Origin of the sequence: Aliiroseovarius sp. M344 (assembly GCF_025140835.1) — a bacterium.
Classification (GTDB): Bacteria; Pseudomonadota; Alphaproteobacteria; order Rhodobacterales; family Rhodobacteraceae; genus Aliiroseovarius.
This window is the reverse complement of the sequence record NZ_CP081153.1, coordinates 392,516-408,505: the sequence shown is the minus strand read 5'-3', so window position 1 is coordinate 408,505 and position 15,990 is coordinate 392,516. Positions and strand designations below refer to the sequence as shown.

Here is a 15,990-nt window from a genome sequence, read left to right as displayed (position 1 = left end):
ACGAAGGCGCTTAACCTTGCCTTTCAATCAATGCAACGGGCGCATTTTCTTCCATTGCGAAATCCAATGGCGGGCGGTCGTGCGCTTCGGCCTTGCGTTTGAAATCGTATTTCATCTGCCCGTCTTCTTCTTCGGACGCGATGATCAGACACTGATACAGGTGGCGTGACCCGTCATAAAGATCGACAAGTCCGCGCAAATGCGGTGCGCGTTCGGCATCGAGTGCGAATCCTGTTTCCCAGAACTTCAGCACCGGAAACACTTCTTCATTCACCCTGATCCGCAGTCGGCTTCTTGTTTTAAGGTCTTTTTTTCGCGCGGCTTCCAGCCCCTCGCGCACCTCTTTTGGCAAAATTTCCAGCATGCACCACCTCCAAACCCAGCACATGATGGCATGGAAAGTGTAACGGTCAAGTAAAGCTTTTGCGTGTGTAGCGGGTCCGATCAAGCCGGAGGCCAGTTTCAGTCTGCGCCAGTTTCGTTGGCGGACAATTCATCAAACGCCGTCAACGCAGCCCGCCGGGCGTCGGCATGATCGACCATGGGACATGGATAGGTTTCGCCCAGTTTTATCCCCGCTTTCGACAACACATCCAGTGGCGCAGTCCACGGTGCGGCTAGGTATTTGTCAGGCAGGTCTGCTATTTCTGGCACAAACTGGCGAATGAATTTCCCGTCAGGATCAAACTTCGCAGCCTGCATCATCGGGTTGAACACGCGGAAGTAAGGCGCCGCATCCGCGCCGCACCCTGCTACCCACTGCCAACTGGCTGCGTTCGAAGCCAAATCTCCATCAACCAACGTGTCCCAAAACCAATCGCGCCCCGCGCGCCAGTCGATGCGCAGATGTTTCACCAGAAACGACGCGACCACCATGCGCACGCGGTTATGCATGTAACCGGTCTGCCAAAGCTCGCGCATCCCGGCATCGACGATCGGATATCCGGTTTGGCCGCGCTGCCACCTTGTCAGGTGGTTAGTGTCGTACCGCCATGGAAAGCTGCGGAACCGGGGTTGGAATTCGATGTCTTCGAAGTCGCGATTGTGAAACAGCAGATAGGCCGCAAAGTCACGCCAGCCCAGTTCGGCGCGGAACTTGTCAGCATCGCGGCCCGACATCTGGCCCAGATGCTCGGCCCGATCCAGTGCCGCCCAGATCTGACGCGGGCTGATATTGCCGGACTGCAAGTAAGGCGACAGGCGCGAGGTATGCGGCTCTGCCGGAAAATCGCGCCCCTTGGCATAGCCGTGCGCACCCTCTTCCAGAAACGCGTCCAGCCGGGCCAGAGCGCCCTCCTCACCGGGCTGCCAGAGCGGTTCAAACCCTTCGGCCCAGTTCGGGGACGTGGGCAGCAGGTCGAATTCTTCAAGCGGCGCGGTGGCAATGGTATCGGCAAACGTAATGCTTTTTGGCACAGGCAACGCATCACCTAAACCTGTGGCGCGGATGTGTTCGCGGCTGGCCCGCCAGAAAGGCGTAAACACTTTGAATGGGGTGCCGGCTTTGGTCGTGACATGCCAGGGCTCTAATAAATAACGACCAGCATGACTGTGCACCGTGCAACCTTGCGACGTCAGAGCAGCCTTCAAGGCGGTATCTGCGGCGACTTCATCGGGTGTATACCGCCTGCTCCAAAACACATGCTGCGCTCCAGTTTCTGCGCGCAGGTCCGCCAACACGTCAGCCGCAGCGCCATGACGCACCACCAATTGCCCGCCGTGACCTGCCAGATGTTTTGCAAGCACGTCCAACGCATGGTGTAGCCACCACCGACGCGCTCCTCCGGGCGGATAAGGCGCGTGGGGATCGTGAATGAACGCGCAGGTCAACCGATGCCCAGCTTGCACGGCAGCAGTCAGAGCTTGATGATCCGACAGCCGTAAATCGTCGCGAAACAGCAAGATCGCGTTGGAGGGCTCGGGTGTGCTCATCCCATGTCCTTATTTTGGGCCGCGTCTAAGGAAATATACGCACAACAACCGGCTTTGGATCAGCTTTTCAGGTCAGGTATTGTGATCCTCGACCAGATCAACGCCGACCACCGGTCGCAGCACATGCGGCTTGGCGGGATCATAAAGCGCAGAATCTTTGAAATCACGGCCACGGTCCAGCGCTGGCCCGACAAGGATCAGCGCCGTACGGGTGATCTTTTCGGCGCGCACCTTTTTGCGGATATCGGCGACAGTGCCGCGAATGAACAACTCGTCCGGCCAGCCCACGCGATAGGCAACGACTACTGGGCAATCCGCTCCATAATAGGGCGTCAGCACCCGCTCGATCTCGCGCATGTTGCGAACAGCCAGATGAATGGCCAGCGTCGCGCCAGTCTTGGCGAAGTTTTCCAGCGTTTCGCCTTCGGGCATCGACGTGGATTGCATCGACATCCGCGTCAGCACGATGGACTGCGCGATCTCTGGGATGGTCAACTCTTGCCCCAAGGCAGCAGCGGCGGCAGCATAGGCAGGCACGCCGGGGATCACCTGATAGTCGATGCCATCAGCTTTCAGGCGGCGGATCTGCTCGGCGATGGCACCGTAAAGCGAAGGGTCGCCGGAATGCACACGGGCCACATCTTCGCCGCGCGCGTGGGCGGCTTTGATCTCGGCATGTGTGTCGTCCAGCGTCATCGCCGCCGTGTCCATCACCTTCGCTCCATCGGGCGCACAGGCAACAACTTGGGGCGGCACCAGAGACCCTGCGTAGAGGCATACCGGACACTCACCAATGATCCGCTGCGCCTTGAGGGTCAGAAGTTCTGGATCGCCGGGGCCTGCACCAATGAAATAGACGGTCATGACAGGTCTCCATCAATGCGGCGGGCATAGCCGCGCGGGGTAAACATGCGGGGGCCTTCGCCCAGTTGGGCTAAGCGTGAATTCGACGATCCGACCAGTACCACGGTCAGCATGTCGACCTCGTCAACCTCAAGCTCAGACAGCTTGCGGTAACGAATTTGCTCGGTCGGACGACCCAGATTAGACGCCAACATCACCGGTGTATCGGCTGGCCGGTGCTTTAACAGGATATCCCGCGCCTCGGCCAGAAGCGTGCGGCGTTTCTTGGACACAGGATTGTAGAAGGCGATCACGAAATCGCCCTCGGCAGCAGCGTGCAGACGTTTCACGATGTCTTCGCGGTGAGTCAGCAAATCCGACAGCGAGATGGCACAGAAATCGTGACCCAAGGGGGCACCAGCTCGGGCAGCGGCACCTTGCAGCGCGGACACGCCGGGGGTCGATACCACCTCAACCCGACGCGCGGCATCGCTGACGCCCTTTTCGTCGGGGTCACGGTCAAGCAGTTCATAAACCAACGCCCCCATCGCATAGATGCCCGCATCGCCCGAACAGACCAGCGCGACATTCTTGCCTTTGCCTGCTTGCTCAAGCGCATAACGGCAGCGATCTTCCTCGCCACCCAGCGGGAAGTCGGACCGTGTCTTGCCGGCGGCCATCGGACCAATCAAGTCGATGTAAAGGCCATAACCCACAAGCTCTTCCGCTTCTTGCAACAGATGGCTGGCCTCGGGCGTGCGCCATGTATGTTGGCCCGGCCCGATTGAGACGATCGACAGCTTGCCGCGCGTGCGGCCCTTCACCTCGACCATTGGTTCTGTTGTCAGCGCAAAAGCACAGGTTGCGTTGGCCGTCTTGCGTTTCGGATACCACAATATGCCGTCTTCACCGGTTTGCGCCAAAGCCGCAGCCTCTGACACACCTTGGGTGCCAACTTCGGCAAAAACGACGTCGGATGGATTTTCCAAACGCGGCGTTTCTGCCTCAAGCGTTTCAGCATCGAACAGGCGCAGCGGTGCCCCCAGCGACTTCGCCAGTTCGATGATCGCAGGTTCGTCAGCTTTCAGGGTGATTGTGTTGACCGAGTGGATCGCATCCGGCGTTAGCTGAGCCTCTTTCATCACTTCGGTCACCAACGCGGCCAACTCTTCTGGCGGACAATTTCGCGCACAGCCGACACCCAGCGCCACACGTTGCGGCGCAAAGTGCAGGTGCTCAGGACCCGTTTCAACCGGCTCCATCGTGCAGGAAATCTTGACCGCATCGCCGGCTGGCAAAGCATCAAGCCAACTTGCTTTTGAGGCTTCGTCATCACCCACAGTGGCACCGCCACCTGCCAGTAAAGCAGCCATCGCGGTTTTGGCGTCGCCCGGATTGACCAAGCGCCAACCGGCGGGAGGCTCGTCCAAGGCGATACCCAGCGAAACGTCGCCAGCGGTGGTGACGGCAGCGATCGCGCCGATCTCATCCGCGATTTGCTTGGCCAAACGGTTCGCGCCGCGATGCCCGCCTAGAAGAGGCACCACAACCGACCCATCATCGGCCACGGACACGACCGGCGGCTCAGCGGTTTTGTCGGCCAGAATTGGAGCGACCGCGCGGATCAAAATACCTGACGCGCAAACCCCCACAATCGGCGTGCCTGCCGCGAACAACATCCGCACATGATCCAGAGCGTTGGGGAAAAACGCATCCGCTTGATCCACCCGCATTTCGCGGCCATGGACTTGGGCATCCAGCAGTTTGGCCAAACGATGGGCCAGTGCCTCGCCGGATCGGTTAAGGCAGACAACAACGGGCGTCACAGCCATGGATCATTTCCTTTCGCAAGAAGGATCATCGAGAAATAAGGGGCTTTTTCAGGGGCGTCGGCCAAGGGCAGAACCACTTCTTCAGGCAGCGACGCGCGTTCGATATAGGTGGCTTTGTCAACAAGCCCCAGCGCTTCGATCACACCACGGATTTTAAGAAGGTGGCGGCCAACTTTCATGATGGCAACACTTTCGGCACCTTCGATGCGGGCGCGCAATTCGTCTTCGGGAAGCGGGCCGGGCAGAACAGTCAGACGCTCATTTCGAGCCACAAGCGGGCGGCGCGCGCGTGCCGCGCAGGCGGTAACCGACGTGACGCCTGGCACGATCTCGGTCTGAAAGCGGTCCGCAAGTCGCGCAAACAGATACATGAACGAGCCATAGAAGAACGGGTCGCCCTCGCACAGAACAACCACGTCATCCCCAGCTTCTAGTCGAGCCGCGATCTGTGCAGCGCCTTTGTCATATGCAGCCTGCGCAGGCGCGCGTTCGACGGTCATCGGGACATCCATGACAATCTCGTCCGCGTCATCGCCAATAAGATGCGCCGCTATTGAGCGCGCAAAACTGTCCCCACCGGCGAGCGTCGGATACGCCACAACCTTTGCTGCCCCGATCAGTCGCGCAGCCCTGAGCGTCATCAGGTCGGGATCGCCCGGCCCAAGGCCCACACCATAAAGGGTTCCGGTCATCTTTTGATCAGGCTCCACTGGGTGACAGGGCGCAAAGGTTTCCACCCTTGATGCGGACCCAACGGCTCGGCGCGTTCGACTGATAATTTCACCAGTTGCCCGCCATGTTTCCGGTGCAGTGCGGTAAGGCACATTTCGCTTTCGATGGTCACGGCGTTTGCCACCAACCGCCCCAACGGCTTCAACTCAGCCCAAGCCGCATCAAACACAGCTTCTGACAGCCCGCCACCGATGAAAATCGCGTCCGGCGTCTCCAGACCATCCAACGCAGCGGGCACTTCTCCATCCACCAGATCTAGCTTCGGAACGCCCAGCGCCAGTGCATTGGCTGCCGCCATGGCCCGACGATCTGCCCGTGGTTCGATCCCAATAGCACGCGCATAACGTGCGCCACGCATCCATTCGATAGCAATTGACCCGCAGCCGGTTCCGATATCCCACAAAAGCGCACCGCGCATTGGCATGAGCTTGGCCAGAGTGACCGCGCGCACCTCTTGCTTGGTCATCGTCCCGTCGCTTTGGAACAGCTTGTCGGCAAGTCCCGGCACCCTCGGCAACAAGGCCGCATCGGGTGCAGCCACGCATTCAACGGCCAGCGTGTTGAATTCTGGCACCTCGTGGCTCCAGCTTTCTGCGACACCGTCAAAGCGCGCCTCGTCCTTGCCGCCCATATGGGCCAACACGGACATGCGCGACTTGCCAAACCCGCGTTCAGTCAGAAAGCGGGCAATCTGACCGGGCGTTTCCGAACCGGTGGTCAGTACCAACAGCCGGATATTGGGCTGGATAAAAGCGATCATCTGTTCCACCGGGCGACCATGCACGGTCAGTGTTTCCAGATCGGCCATCGACCAGCCCATCCGCGCGGCGGCCAGTTGGAACGCCCCAACCTGCGGGTGATAGACGATATGCGACGGATCAATGTGGCGGCCGATCTTGGCGCCGACCGAATACCAAAGCGGATCACCGGTCGCCAGAACCACCACGCGTTTACCTTCACGTTTGGTGAGTTCGCCAATCAGGCTGTCAAAGGGCGACGGCCACGCAAGACGCTCGGCATCCCCCTCAATCAAGTCGTGATGACGCGATCCGCCGACGACAACCTCGGCGGCATCCACAACAGCGCGGGTGGCGGGTGTCAGGCCGGCGATGCCATCTTCGCCGATGCCCACGATATGAAGCCAAGGGGTGGTCACGATTTTTCCTCCGGCAATCCTGCAGCCAACGCATTCACGGCAGCAGACGCAATCGCCGACCCGCCACGCCGACCCCGCAAGGCGACAAAGTCACACCCGCGCGGATTGTTCGCAAGTTCGGCTTTGCTTTCAGCAGCCCCGACAAAACCCACCGGAAACCCCAGGATCAAGGCAGGCTTCGGCGCGCCCGCGTCGATCAATTCGAGAAGGTGGAACAACGCCGTTGGCGCGTTTCCCACGGCGACAACCGCGCCTTCAAGACGATCCAACCACAGCTCGACCGCGGCGGCGGACCGGGTGTTTCCAATCTTCTTCGCCAAGTCGGGAACCGAAGGGTCATTCAGGGTGACGATCACGTCATTACCGGCTGGCAGATATCTGCGGATGATCCCCGCCCCCACCATTTCGCAATCACAAAGAACGGGCGCACCAGCTTTCAGGGCCGCTTGTCCCACTTCATAGGCGTTCTGCGAAAACGCCAAACGGTCCGCGACCTCTACCATGCCGCAAGCGTGGATCACACGCGTTGCGAGGGCTGCCATCCCACCAGGAAACCGATCCAACCGCGCCTCTTTTCGCAAGGTTGCAAAAGACTGCGCATAGATCGCGGACGGGTCGCGCTCATACCTGAGCGCGGGGCGCGCCGGAGCGGCCCCGTTGGGGCCCGAAGAGCGACCGCCTTCACTCATTTCGAGCGGGCCGATTCTGGGCCGTGCGGGTGCTTCGCGTGCGGGTATTCCGCATGCACGTGATCATGGTCATGGTGGTGGTGGTGATCGTGGTGATGGTCGTGATCATGATGGTGGTGGTGATGCCCCAGATGCAGGCGGCATTCGCCCGTGCAGAAGGTATCGCAGTACGAGCAATCAGCCACATTCGACCCCGGCGCGGACGCCCCCTGGCCTTCGACATGGTGGTGATGACTTTCCTGGATGGCACCGACCTCAGCTTCGAAACCCAGAACTTCCACGCGGTATTTGCACATCACGCAGGTCGGCGGCGGCACGTCGGCATAGGCCGGGTGCTTTGCGCGCTCTTCGACCGGAATTGTGCGATCTTCGTCGCTATCCAACGCCAAGACCTGCGTGCGATAGCCACAGGTTCCACAGTTGGGCGGCGGCACCGTGCCAAGTTGTTCGGTGATACGTTCGGCGAAGGTCTCCAGCACTTTTGGATGATCGTTCAGATACCCGGCCTTCGCGAACTCGATCTCGGGATGGGCGGCGGCGACTTTGTCGGTGAAACCATAGATCCGGTCGATCAGGATGCCTGAGAACAGGAAATAGGGGAATACGACAACACGCTTGTAGCCCAGTTTGACCACATGGTTCAAACAGGGTTCAACCAAGGGGAAGGTCACACCGGAATATCCGACCTCTAGCCAGCCAAACCCCATGCCTTCCTGCAACAAACGCGCCACTTTGGCGACGTTGCCATTGGCATCAGGGTCCGATGCGCCGCGGCCAATCACCACCAGACAGGTGTCTTCCAACGGCACGTCGCCATGTTCGGCATTTGCCGCGTCCACTGCTTGACGCACGCGATCACCCGCTGCAGCGATCATCTTGGGGTCAACGCCCAACTCGCGGCCATAGCTAACCGCTATCCCGTTTTTCTTGGCATAGGTGTTCAGGACGGTCGGAATGTCATTCTTCGTGTGCATCGCGGCAAACAGCATCCCGGGCACGGCAAGGATGCGATCACATCCTGCGTCACGCAAACGGTCCAGCCCGTCGCGGATCACCGGGTTGGCGAACTCCAGATACCCATAGTCTGTCATCCAGTCTTTCGGCAGCAACGCGGGCAGTTTTTCGGCCAGAACCGCAAACTGATCCACAGCGTCCTGGCTGCGCGAGCCATGCCCGCAGATCATCACACCTATTTTCGTCATCGGCTAAGCCTCCTGCGCTTCTTCGGCGTCAGCGTCGTCGCTGGCACTTTCGTCGTCGCGCTGCGCTTTTGCGTCTTTCGCGCCTTTCAGCGCCGCCCAAAGGCCAATCGCTGCTGCGAGTCCAATCAGGATCATACCGCCAACATGACCATGCCCGGCAATCTCTCCGATATGACCGGGGTGGGCGATGGCGGGGCCAGCCAGCAGGCCAAGGGCAAGAAGTATCAGACGGGTCATGCAGACATCCTTTCACGCAAAATCTGGGCGCAAAGAGGCTGTCCCTTGTCATTAACGACGCTGCGTCTGATCCCCGTTATGGGTCGATCTTCGGCAGCCAACCTCTCTGGCCCAATGGGCTTCGTCGTTCATCCGTATAGGCAGAGCGTGGGGGAGTCGCAACGGGAAAGACGGCAAGATGGCGCGCGTCGGCGACCAGTTACCGCAAACTTGCGCTGCTCGTGGTGTTGGAATTAGCTGCCCGTGCAACCGCGAATGTCGACACCGCGCCCATCTGCCAACACTGTCATGCGCAAGTCAGATCGATTTAATAGAAAAGGTTTGCCTGAACCGGGAACAAGTTCAGCAACAGTTGTCAGGACGCCCGCGCTGCGGGTCGTTGACACCTCGGACACCCATACCGATGGATCAGGAGTTTCAACGACAACGACCTCGTTCGAACCTACTTTCGGAATATCAATCTTCACGGTGACACGCAGCCCGTCTGCAATTGGCTCGACGTCGCAGACCGCACGGCGCAGACCAGCCTCTTTGGCGGTGTCGGGTCGCTGCCGCAGGGCACGTTTTATCGGCGCTTTGGGGCCGTTCGCTTGCGCTGGCAAGACAATAGAAACCTTCGCGTCCTTCGGCATACAAACATCAAGGCAGACGCCAAGATTGACGGTACCCGTCAAGTTAATTGGTTTTCCGTCCGCTTCAGGCACCAACGTCATCGGCAACACCAGCTCGTGCGAATAGCCTATGGTTTGCAAGCCGCTGGTGTAGAAAACTTGTGGCACAGGCCAATGGAATTGGACCCCGGCCAGATTTCCAGAGCCTTTCCAATTCAGGCTGGGTGGTATTCCCGCCTCGCCGGGCGCGCGCCAGTATGTTTTCCAACCATCTGCAAGCTGGATATGCAGCGCGGCCATGTGGTGTCCATTTTCATCCCGCCACCCGGGTAGGACATCAATCTTTACGACCTCATCTGCAGCAGGAGGCAGACCGTTGCCCGCAAAAGCTGCGGTCGCAAATGCTGTAAGCCCAATCAGGGCTGCGGATATGGCGGACCTCATACTCATATGTCGATACATAGGCGGCGGACGGCCAATGTGAAATCACATTTCAGGGAGAGAACGTTACCATTCCCCTTTTTCAGTCTTGCGTTTCCCCACCCACAGCGCTTTGCTGAGGGTATGAGTGCACCGGACAACACAGCTTTGGACCTGAGCGGCAAGCTTCTGATCGCCATGCCCGGCATGGGTGATCCGCGATTTGAACACTCAGTCGTCTTCATGTGCGCCCATTCGCCGGAAGGGGCCATGGGGTTGATTATCAACAAGCCAGCGCCCGAAGTTTCGCTGGGCGATATTCTAACGCAGCTTGATATCGACGCTGGTTCGACTACGAAGGCGACGAACGTGTTTTTCGGCGGTCCTGTCGAGGGCGCGCGCGGTTTCGTTCTGCATTCTGGCGAATACGACAATGACGCCTCGACGCTTAAGGTAGACGCAGAGTTTTCCATGACCGCCACACGCGACATTCTTGAAGCGATGGCGAACGGCGTCGGTCCGGAAAAGACCTTGGCGGCCCTTGGTTATGCGGGGTGGTCACCCGGTCAGCTTGAAAGCGAAATCCAGCAGAATGCATGGCTGACATGTGACGCCGAAAAAGCCATCGTCTTCTCCGACGACAGTGACGGAAAATGGAAAGCGGCGCTGGCAAAACTTGGCGTTGATCCGTTGTTATTGTCGGCAGAAGGCGGTCACGCCTAGCCGCGCGGCGCAGCAGCCCGTCGCAAACGATCATTAATGGCGCGACCCATTCCGTGATCAGGGATGGGCGACACTGCGATCGGGGCATCTCCGTCCGCATCCAATTGGTGAAGAAAACGGAAAAGATTAGCCGCCGCTTCGACCAGATCGCCAGATGGCGACAGGTTCAGGGCGGCGTCGACATGGCCAAATCCCAACAAACGCTCGCCGGGTAGCTCAACATCCGCGTTCAGGCGCATAAGCGCGTTCGGTGCGTAGTGTGATTCTAATTGACCCGGGGCGTTGACGGCTGCGCCTGTCTGTCGGCCTTCTATCGTGCGGCCAAGCGCTGCCTCAATCGCCTCGACCGGCAACCCGCCGGGACGCAACAGCACTGGTTCTGGCTCCAGACCCACGATCGTACTTTCCAGACCAACATCGCAAGGGCCGCCATCCAGAACAGCCGCGATCCGACCAGACAAGCCGTCCAGCACGTGCTGCGCAGTTGACGGGCTGATGCGGCCAGATGGGTTGGCGGACGGGGCAGCGATGGGGACGCCTGCGGCTTCTAAAAGCCTGTGGGCCAAGGCGTGGGCAGGCACGCGAACGGCGACGGTCGGCAAGCCAGCAGAGACAAGCGCCGACAGTGGGCCGTTAGGCTTAAGCGGCAGAACGAGGGTCAGCGGCCCCGGCCAGAAAGCTTGCGCCAGATCCAACGCCGCCCCCTCCAACACCGCAATCTCTGCAATTGCGTCTGAAGAAGGTACATGCACGATCAAAGGGTTGAAATGCGGGCGCCCCTTGGCTTCGAATATCTGGGCGATGGCGTGATCATTCGTAGCATCCGCCCCAAGCCCATAAACCGTCTCGGTCGGAAATGACACAAGCGCACCAGCGCGCAACAATTCAGCCGCCCGCGCGACGCCGGCTGCATCGGCTGCCAGAATTTCCGTATTCAAGCTGTCCGCACTCATGACGCTGCGTTTCCCTTTGCCGTCCCTCTTACCTTCGGTAAGGGGGATAAAGGCCCAGTTAATGGCCTACAGCCCAGATGCCAAGAGTTTTGCCGAGGACCAACCATGACCTACCGCGCGACAACCGACGATTTCCAATTCCTGTTTGATCATGTCATCGGCTATGACCAACTGCCCGAAACCGAATTGTTTGCGGACGCCACACCGGATGTGGCGATGGCCGTTCTGACCGAGGCGGGCAAGATGTGCGAAGACATCCTGGCCCCCCTTAACCGCAACGGCGACCTGACCCCCGCCATGCTGGAAAACGGCGTCGTGCGCACCTCGCCCGGTTTCGCTGATGGCTACAAAGCGGTCGCTGAAGGGGGCTGGATCGGCATGGCCGCCGACCCCGAATATGGCGGCATGGGCCTGCCGTTGACTTTGCAGACTGCGGTGAACGACATGATGTCAGCCAGTTGCCTGTCGCTGCAACTTTGCCCGCTGATGACTCAAGGCCAGATCGAGGCTTTGGAACATCACGCGTCGGATGCGCTGAAAGACCTCTATTTGCCTAAACTCATCTCGGGCGAATGGGCTGGTACAATGAACCTGACCGAGCCGCAAGCCGGGTCGGATGTGGGCGCGCTGTCGTCTAAGGCCGAAGACAACGGCGATGGCACCTATTCCGTCACCGGGCAAAAGATTTTCATCTCGTGGGGCGACAACGATATCACCGAGAATGTCTGCCATCTTGTACTGGCCCGTCTTCCAGACGGCGCGCCGGGCACCAAGGGCATCAGCCTGTTTATGGTTCCAAAACTGATTCCAGATGCCGACGGCAACCCGGGTCAAAAAAACAGCCTGCGCGTGGTCAGCCTAGAACATAAAATGGGTCTGCACGGCAGCCCGACCGCCGTCATGTCCTTCGAAGGGGCGACAGGTTGGATGGTCGGCGAGCCACATAAGGGCATGGCCGCGATGTTCACCATGATGAACAACGCCCGTATGGGCGTGGGCGTGCAGGGGTACGGCGTTGGCGAACGTGCGTATCAAGAAGCGTTGGCCTATGCGATGGAACGTAAGCAGGGCCGCACCCCGCTGGGCAAGGCTGGCACTGGTGCAATCATCGATTTCGCCGATGTGCGCCGCATGCTGACCCAAATGCGCACCGAGCTTTTCGCCGCCCGCTCCATGGCGATGTCGCTGGCGCTTGCGATTGATATGGCCCGCGCGACGGGCGACGAGGAATGGAAGGCGCGCGCTGCCCTTCTGACCCCCATCGTCAAGGCCTATGGCACCGAAGTCGGGATGCTGGTCAGCCACCTTGGTGTTCAAGTTCATGGCGGCATGGGGTTCATTGAAGAAACCGGCGCCGCCCAGCATTCCCGCGACGTGCGCGTCACCGCGATATATGAAGGCACGAACGGCATTCAGGCGATGGACCTTGTGGGTCGCAAAATGATGGACGGGGGCGAAGCCGCATTCCGTCTGCTGGATGAGATCGAAAGCCAGGCCGAAGCCGCCCGCGCCGATTTCCCCAACATGTCCGAAGCCGTCTGGTCGGCCGCAGAAGACCTGCGCGAAACCACCGAATGGATGGTTGAACAATCCGACATGCAGGATCGCTTCGCCGGTGCCGTGCCCTTCCTGATGGGGTTTGCCCGCGTATTGGGCGCGCATTTCCACCTGCGCGCGGCGATTGCTGAAGGTGGCAAAGGCCCGCGCTCGAACCTTGCGCGCTTCCACATCAACCGCTTATTGCCTGAGCATACCGCGCAATTTGCACAGGCACGCACCGGGGCGGCAGGGCTCTATGCGCTCAGCCCGGAAGATCTGGCATCGTGAACAAGCCGACGCCAAGCACCCTGCGCTTCCCCTATCCGGATGCTCCGGGCGAAGGCGAAGCGGTCGAAGTGGCGAAGGGCGTCTTATGGATGCGCCTGCCGTTGCCTATGGCACTGGATCACGTGAACGTCTTTGCCTTCAGCGACCCAGAGGGATGGACAATCGTCGACACTGGTTTTGATAGCCAAAAGACACGCCGCATCTGGGAAAAGCTCCTGTCCGGGCCTATGGGCGACAAACCGGTGGTGCGGGTAATCGTGACCCACCACCACCCCGATCACGTCGGACTTGCCGGTTGGTTCCAGCGCGAACATGGGGCCGATCTTGTAACCACGCGCACGGCTTGGCTGTTTGCGCGCATGCTGCTTCTGGATGAACAAATGGTGCCGGTGGATGAAACACTGGCCTATTGGCGCGCTGCAGGTATGGCGCCTGAGGTTTATGAAAAACGCCTGAATGAGCGCCCGTTTAACTATGCCGACATCGTCGCAGACATGCCGCTTGGCTTTCAGCGCATTAAGGAAGGCAGTCGCATCCGGTTTGGCGGACGTGATTGGGACGTGCGTATTGGCAACGGCCACGCGCCGGAACATGCGACACTGTGGTCAACCGATGGAGCGCTGGTCATCGGCGGCGATCAGCTACTGGCCACGATCAGCCCCAACCTTGGCGTCTATGCCACGGAACCCGAAGCCGATCCGGTCGGTGACTGGCTGGAAGCCTGCGAACGCCTGTCCCAATACGCGACACCCAGCCAACTTGTTCTGCCGGGTCACAAATTACCGTTCACCGGTCTGCCCACGCGGATGCGCCAGCTGATCAACAACCACCACAGCGCTTTGGACCGGCTGGAAGCTTTTTTGGCCGACCCGCATGTTGCCGGTGATTGTTTTCCGCCGCTGTTCAAGCGCGAGATTTCAGGCGGCGAATATGGGCTGGCCTTGGTCGAAGCCGTCGGCCACCTGAACCATTTGCTGCACGAAGGCCGCGCCACGCGCTCGCGCCGAGATGACGGCGCGTGGCTTTGGCAGCGGGTCTAACTGCGCGCGCCCGGAACAACTTCATAGCCCGGTTCTTCCAGCTCATCATCCACCATCTCGGCCGGGAATCCGGGCGCGGTGATGTCCAGCCCGGTGGCCTCTTCCAACCTGCGAATGATGTCGTCTGACTGCGCGCGTTCGCCATAGCGGGCGATACCGTCATTGAAAATCTCAATCATCAGCGGTGATATTTCCAGCGGCACATTCGTCCGGTCCGCGATGGCCTGAAACAGGCCTATGTCCTTTTTCACCAGATCCATAGTGAAAGAAATGTCTCGTGAGCCATTCAAGATCACCTGACTTTCTGTCTCGTGCACGAAAGAGGTGCCCGACGAAATCTTGATCGCCTCATAGGTTGTTGCAAGGTCAAGCCCGGCGGCTCTCATCGTCACCATAGCCTCGCAGCAGGTCAGCAAATTGGCGGTCGCCAGATAATTGGTCATGACTTTCAAAACCGACGCTGATCCAAGTTCGCCGGTATGCAGAACACGCCGCCCCATCGTGGTTAAAAGCGGCAGGATACGCTCAAATGTCGCCCGATCGCAGCCTGCAAATATCGAGATGTTGCCGGTGTCTGCCCGATGACACCCGCCTGACACTGGGCAATCAACCGCAGCGCCCCCCCTTGCGATCACTTCCGCCCCCAACCGTTTGACTTCGGCCTCATCCGTCGTAGACATCTCCAGCCAAATCTTACCCGGCTGCATCTCGTCAAGCATCTCGCTGACCACTGCGTCTGACGCTGCGGGCGACGGCAAACATGTGATGACCACGTCGCAATCCCGCATCAGGCCCGCCGGGCTGTCTGCCGCTTTTGCGCCCCGAGCAACAAAACCACTGACAAAGTCAGGGTTCAGGTCCAACACGGTTAGGTCTTTCCCATTACGCAGCAAGCTGCCTGCCAGCTTGCCGCCGACATTTCCCAATCCAACGAATCCAATTTTCATTTTTTCTCCCCTGTATTTCGGACCAGTAATCCTGACCCGCATGGTCATCGCGCGCTCATTTGCGACCTTTGAGAACCGATCACGAGATCGCCACGTGACGCCAAACGCCGCTTGTGCCACAAATGGCTCAACAAGCGACGAACTGTAGTGAGACCTAAATGGCGAAGAAAAAACAATCCGCGCGCAGCAATCCGCCGCGTGCCCATACCGCGAAGTGTAGCGAAGACGGACCGGTTGTGGTCAAGGACCATCCGCTACCCAAAAAGGTCGCAGAAACGCCGCTTGAACAGAAAAGCCCTGCGCAATGGGCTTATGAGCGCCTGATTCTTTATATCAAGACCTTCGAAGAGCAGTTGGACAACGAGCACGAAGTGGCGATGGGTTTTGTCGGCGGCGACGCGGGTGTCCTTAGGATCGAGGGCATTGGTTATTTCGACCCTGATGTTCTGACATTCTATGGATCTGACGGTGAGGGCATGAAAACCCAACTGATCCAGCATGTCAGCCAGCTTTCGGTCATGTTGCGCGCGCTACCCAAGCTTGTGGAAAGCGCGGCACCTAATCGCATTGGCTTTCGTCTCGCTGCCGAGTTGGAAGACGACGACCTACCAGACACATAACGCGCATTCCGGGCCGTGACAGGCGGTTTCAAATCGGTTATTCGAAACATCAACGCTTTTTTGTGAACAGGAAGACAAACGATGGAAGATCACGTACACGGGACGATGGACACCAGCACGCAGGAAAAAACCTTTGAAGGGTTTGTGAAATTTTCCGGGCGCTCGGTCGTGGCAATACTGTTGGTTTTGGTCTTTATGGCCCTTGTCAACGCCTGAAGCGCTGCCC

At 59.3% G+C, this 15,990-nt stretch carries 17 protein-coding genes; 5 read left to right on the top strand and 12 right to left on the bottom strand.

Going from position 1 to position 15,990, the window contains the following annotated elements; all coding sequences use genetic code 11:
* Positions 1 to 10: 10 nt before the first annotated feature.
* From K3556_RS01875 to K3556_RS01830, 10 genes are all read right to left on the bottom strand, one after another.
* A complete protein-coding gene (locus K3556_RS01875) occupies positions 11 to 364 on the bottom strand; it encodes a hypothetical protein (protein WP_260518042.1) in 354 nt (117 codons plus the stop codon).
* A gap of 98 nt (positions 365 to 462) precedes the next feature.
* A complete protein-coding gene (locus K3556_RS01870) occupies positions 463 to 1,932 on the bottom strand; it encodes a cryptochrome/photolyase family protein (RefSeq protein WP_260518041.1) in 1,470 nt (489 codons plus the stop codon).
* Between the two features lie 72 nt (positions 1,933 to 2,004).
* Complete coding sequence (gene cobM / locus K3556_RS01865) at positions 2,005 to 2,796, bottom strand: precorrin-4 C(11)-methyltransferase (protein WP_260518040.1); 792 nt, start codon at positions 2,794 to 2,796, stop codon at positions 2,005 to 2,007.
* On the bottom strand, positions 2,793 to 4,607 hold the full coding sequence (gene cobJ, locus K3556_RS01860; RefSeq protein ID WP_260518039.1) for a precorrin-3B C(17)-methyltransferase: 1,815 nt from the start codon (positions 4,605 to 4,607) through the stop codon (positions 2,793 to 2,795). Before cobJ ends, cobM begins: the two co-directional genes overlap by 4 nt.
* Complete coding sequence (cobI, locus tag K3556_RS01855) at positions 4,598 to 5,299, bottom strand: precorrin-2 C(20)-methyltransferase (RefSeq protein ID WP_260518038.1); 702 nt, start codon at positions 5,297 to 5,299, stop codon at positions 4,598 to 4,600. The genes cobJ and cobI overlap by 10 nt, the downstream gene beginning before the upstream one ends.
* Positions 5,296 to 6,495 carry a precorrin-6y C5,15-methyltransferase (decarboxylating) subunit CbiE gene (cbiE, locus tag K3556_RS01850; protein WP_260518037.1) on the bottom strand — a complete coding sequence of 400 codons (1,200 nt, stop codon included), beginning with the start codon at positions 6,493 to 6,495 and terminating at the stop codon, positions 5,296 to 5,298. The genes cobI and cbiE overlap by 4 nt, the downstream gene beginning before the upstream one ends.
* Entirely contained in the window at positions 6,492 to 7,184 is a 693-nt protein-coding gene (locus tag K3556_RS01845) for a precorrin-8X methylmutase (protein WP_260518036.1), read from the bottom strand. The genes cbiE and K3556_RS01845 overlap by 4 nt, the downstream gene beginning before the upstream one ends.
* Positions 7,181 to 8,386, bottom strand: a complete 1,206-nt coding sequence (locus tag K3556_RS01840; RefSeq protein WP_260518035.1) for a sirohydrochlorin chelatase — start codon at positions 8,384 to 8,386, stop codon at positions 7,181 to 7,183. The genes K3556_RS01845 and K3556_RS01840 overlap by 4 nt, the downstream gene beginning before the upstream one ends.
* A gap of 3 nt (positions 8,387 to 8,389) precedes the next feature.
* Positions 8,390 to 8,623: a DUF6732 family protein gene (locus K3556_RS01835; RefSeq protein ID WP_260518034.1), complete on the bottom strand. Its 234-nt coding sequence runs from the start codon at positions 8,621 to 8,623 to the stop codon at positions 8,390 to 8,392.
* A gap of 233 nt (positions 8,624 to 8,856) precedes the next feature.
* Positions 8,857 to 9,684: a protein-disulfide reductase DsbD domain-containing protein gene (locus K3556_RS01830; protein WP_260518033.1), complete on the bottom strand. Its 828-nt coding sequence runs from the start codon at positions 9,682 to 9,684 to the stop codon at positions 8,857 to 8,859.
* A gap of 114 nt (positions 9,685 to 9,798) precedes the next feature.
* Here K3556_RS01830 and K3556_RS01825 point away from each other — a divergent pair, with 114 nt between their 5' ends.
* A complete protein-coding gene (locus K3556_RS01825) occupies positions 9,799 to 10,377 on the top strand; it encodes a YqgE/AlgH family protein (protein ID WP_260518032.1) in 579 nt (192 codons plus the stop codon).
* On the opposite strand, the gene K3556_RS01820 is transcribed toward K3556_RS01825, so the two are convergent.
* Positions 10,374 to 11,330, bottom strand: a complete 957-nt coding sequence (locus tag K3556_RS01820; RefSeq protein WP_260518031.1) for an L-threonylcarbamoyladenylate synthase — start codon at positions 11,328 to 11,330, stop codon at positions 10,374 to 10,376. The two genes, K3556_RS01825 and K3556_RS01820, sit on opposite strands and share 4 nt — an antisense overlap.
* A gap of 105 nt (positions 11,331 to 11,435) precedes the next feature.
* Between K3556_RS01820 and K3556_RS01815 the strand changes: the two genes are divergently transcribed.
* Positions 11,436 to 13,157 (top strand): acyl-CoA dehydrogenase, encoded by a 1,722-nt coding sequence (locus K3556_RS01815; RefSeq protein WP_260518030.1) that lies wholly within the window; start codon positions 11,436 to 11,438, stop codon positions 13,155 to 13,157.
* Entirely contained in the window at positions 13,154 to 14,197 is a 1,044-nt protein-coding gene (locus K3556_RS01810) for an MBL fold metallo-hydrolase (RefSeq protein ID WP_260518029.1), read from the top strand. Before K3556_RS01815 ends, K3556_RS01810 begins: the two co-directional genes overlap by 4 nt.
* Here the strand turns inward: K3556_RS01810 and K3556_RS01805 are convergent.
* The gene (locus K3556_RS01805) at positions 14,194 to 15,144 is read right to left on the bottom strand and encodes an NAD(P)-dependent oxidoreductase (RefSeq protein ID WP_260518028.1); all 951 of its coding nucleotides are present in this window, start codon (positions 15,142 to 15,144) and stop codon (positions 14,194 to 14,196) included. The two genes, K3556_RS01810 and K3556_RS01805, sit on opposite strands and share 4 nt — an antisense overlap.
* A 158-nt stretch (positions 15,145 to 15,302) precedes the next feature.
* On the opposite strand from K3556_RS01805, the gene K3556_RS01800 reads away from it, so the two are divergent.
* On the top strand, positions 15,303 to 15,764 hold the full coding sequence (locus tag K3556_RS01800) for a DUF6173 family protein (RefSeq protein ID WP_260518027.1): 462 nt from the start codon (positions 15,303 to 15,305) through the stop codon (positions 15,762 to 15,764).
* Positions 15,765 to 15,845: 81 nt separating this feature from the next.
* Complete coding sequence (locus tag K3556_RS01795; RefSeq protein WP_260518026.1) at positions 15,846 to 15,980, top strand: aa3-type cytochrome c oxidase subunit IV; 135 nt, start codon at positions 15,846 to 15,848, stop codon at positions 15,978 to 15,980.
* Positions 15,981 to 15,990: the final 10 nt, after the last annotated feature.

Coding starts and splice junctions, on each gene's coding strand:
- K3556_RS01875 (WP_260518042.1), bottom strand. CDS start 364: ATGCTGGAAATTTTGCCAAAAGAGGTGCGCGAGGGGCTGGAAGCCGCG.
- K3556_RS01870 (WP_260518041.1), bottom strand. CDS start 1,932: ATGAGCACACCCGAGCCCTCCAACGCGATCTTGCTGTTTCGCGACGAT.
- cobM (WP_260518040.1), bottom strand. CDS start 2,796: ATGACCGTCTATTTCATTGGTGCAGGCCCCGGCGATCCAGAACTTCTG.
- cobJ (WP_260518039.1), bottom strand. CDS start 4,607: ATGGCTGTGACGCCCGTTGTTGTCTGCCTTAACCGATCCGGCGAGGCA.
- cobI (WP_260518038.1), bottom strand. CDS start 5,299: ATGACCGGAACCCTTTATGGTGTGGGCCTTGGGCCGGGCGATCCCGAC.
- K3556_RS01845 (WP_260518036.1), bottom strand. CDS start 7,184: ATGAGTGAAGGCGGTCGCTCTTCGGGCCCCAACGGGGCCGCTCCGGCG.
- K3556_RS01840 (WP_260518035.1), bottom strand. CDS start 8,386: ATGACGAAAATAGGTGTGATGATCTGCGGGCATGGCTCGCGCAGCCAG.
- K3556_RS01835 (WP_260518034.1), bottom strand. CDS start 8,623: ATGACCCGTCTGATACTTCTTGCCCTTGGCCTGCTGGCTGGCCCCGCC.
- K3556_RS01830 (WP_260518033.1), bottom strand. CDS start 9,684: ATGAGTATGAGGTCCGCCATATCCGCAGCCCTGATTGGGCTTACAGCA.
- K3556_RS01825 (WP_260518032.1), top strand. CDS start 9,799: ATGAGTGCACCGGACAACACAGCTTTGGACCTGAGCGGCAAGCTTCTG.
- K3556_RS01820 (WP_260518031.1), bottom strand. CDS start 11,330: ATGAGTGCGGACAGCTTGAATACGGAAATTCTGGCAGCCGATGCAGCC.
- K3556_RS01815 (WP_260518030.1), top strand. CDS start 11,436: ATGACCTACCGCGCGACAACCGACGATTTCCAATTCCTGTTTGATCAT.
- K3556_RS01805 (WP_260518028.1), bottom strand. CDS start 15,144: ATGAAAATTGGATTCGTTGGATTGGGAAATGTCGGCGGCAAGCTGGCA.
- K3556_RS01800 (WP_260518027.1), top strand. CDS start 15,303: ATGGCGAAGAAAAAACAATCCGCGCGCAGCAATCCGCCGCGTGCCCAT.
- K3556_RS01795 (WP_260518026.1), top strand. CDS start 15,846: ATGGAAGATCACGTACACGGGACGATGGACACCAGCACGCAGGAAAAA.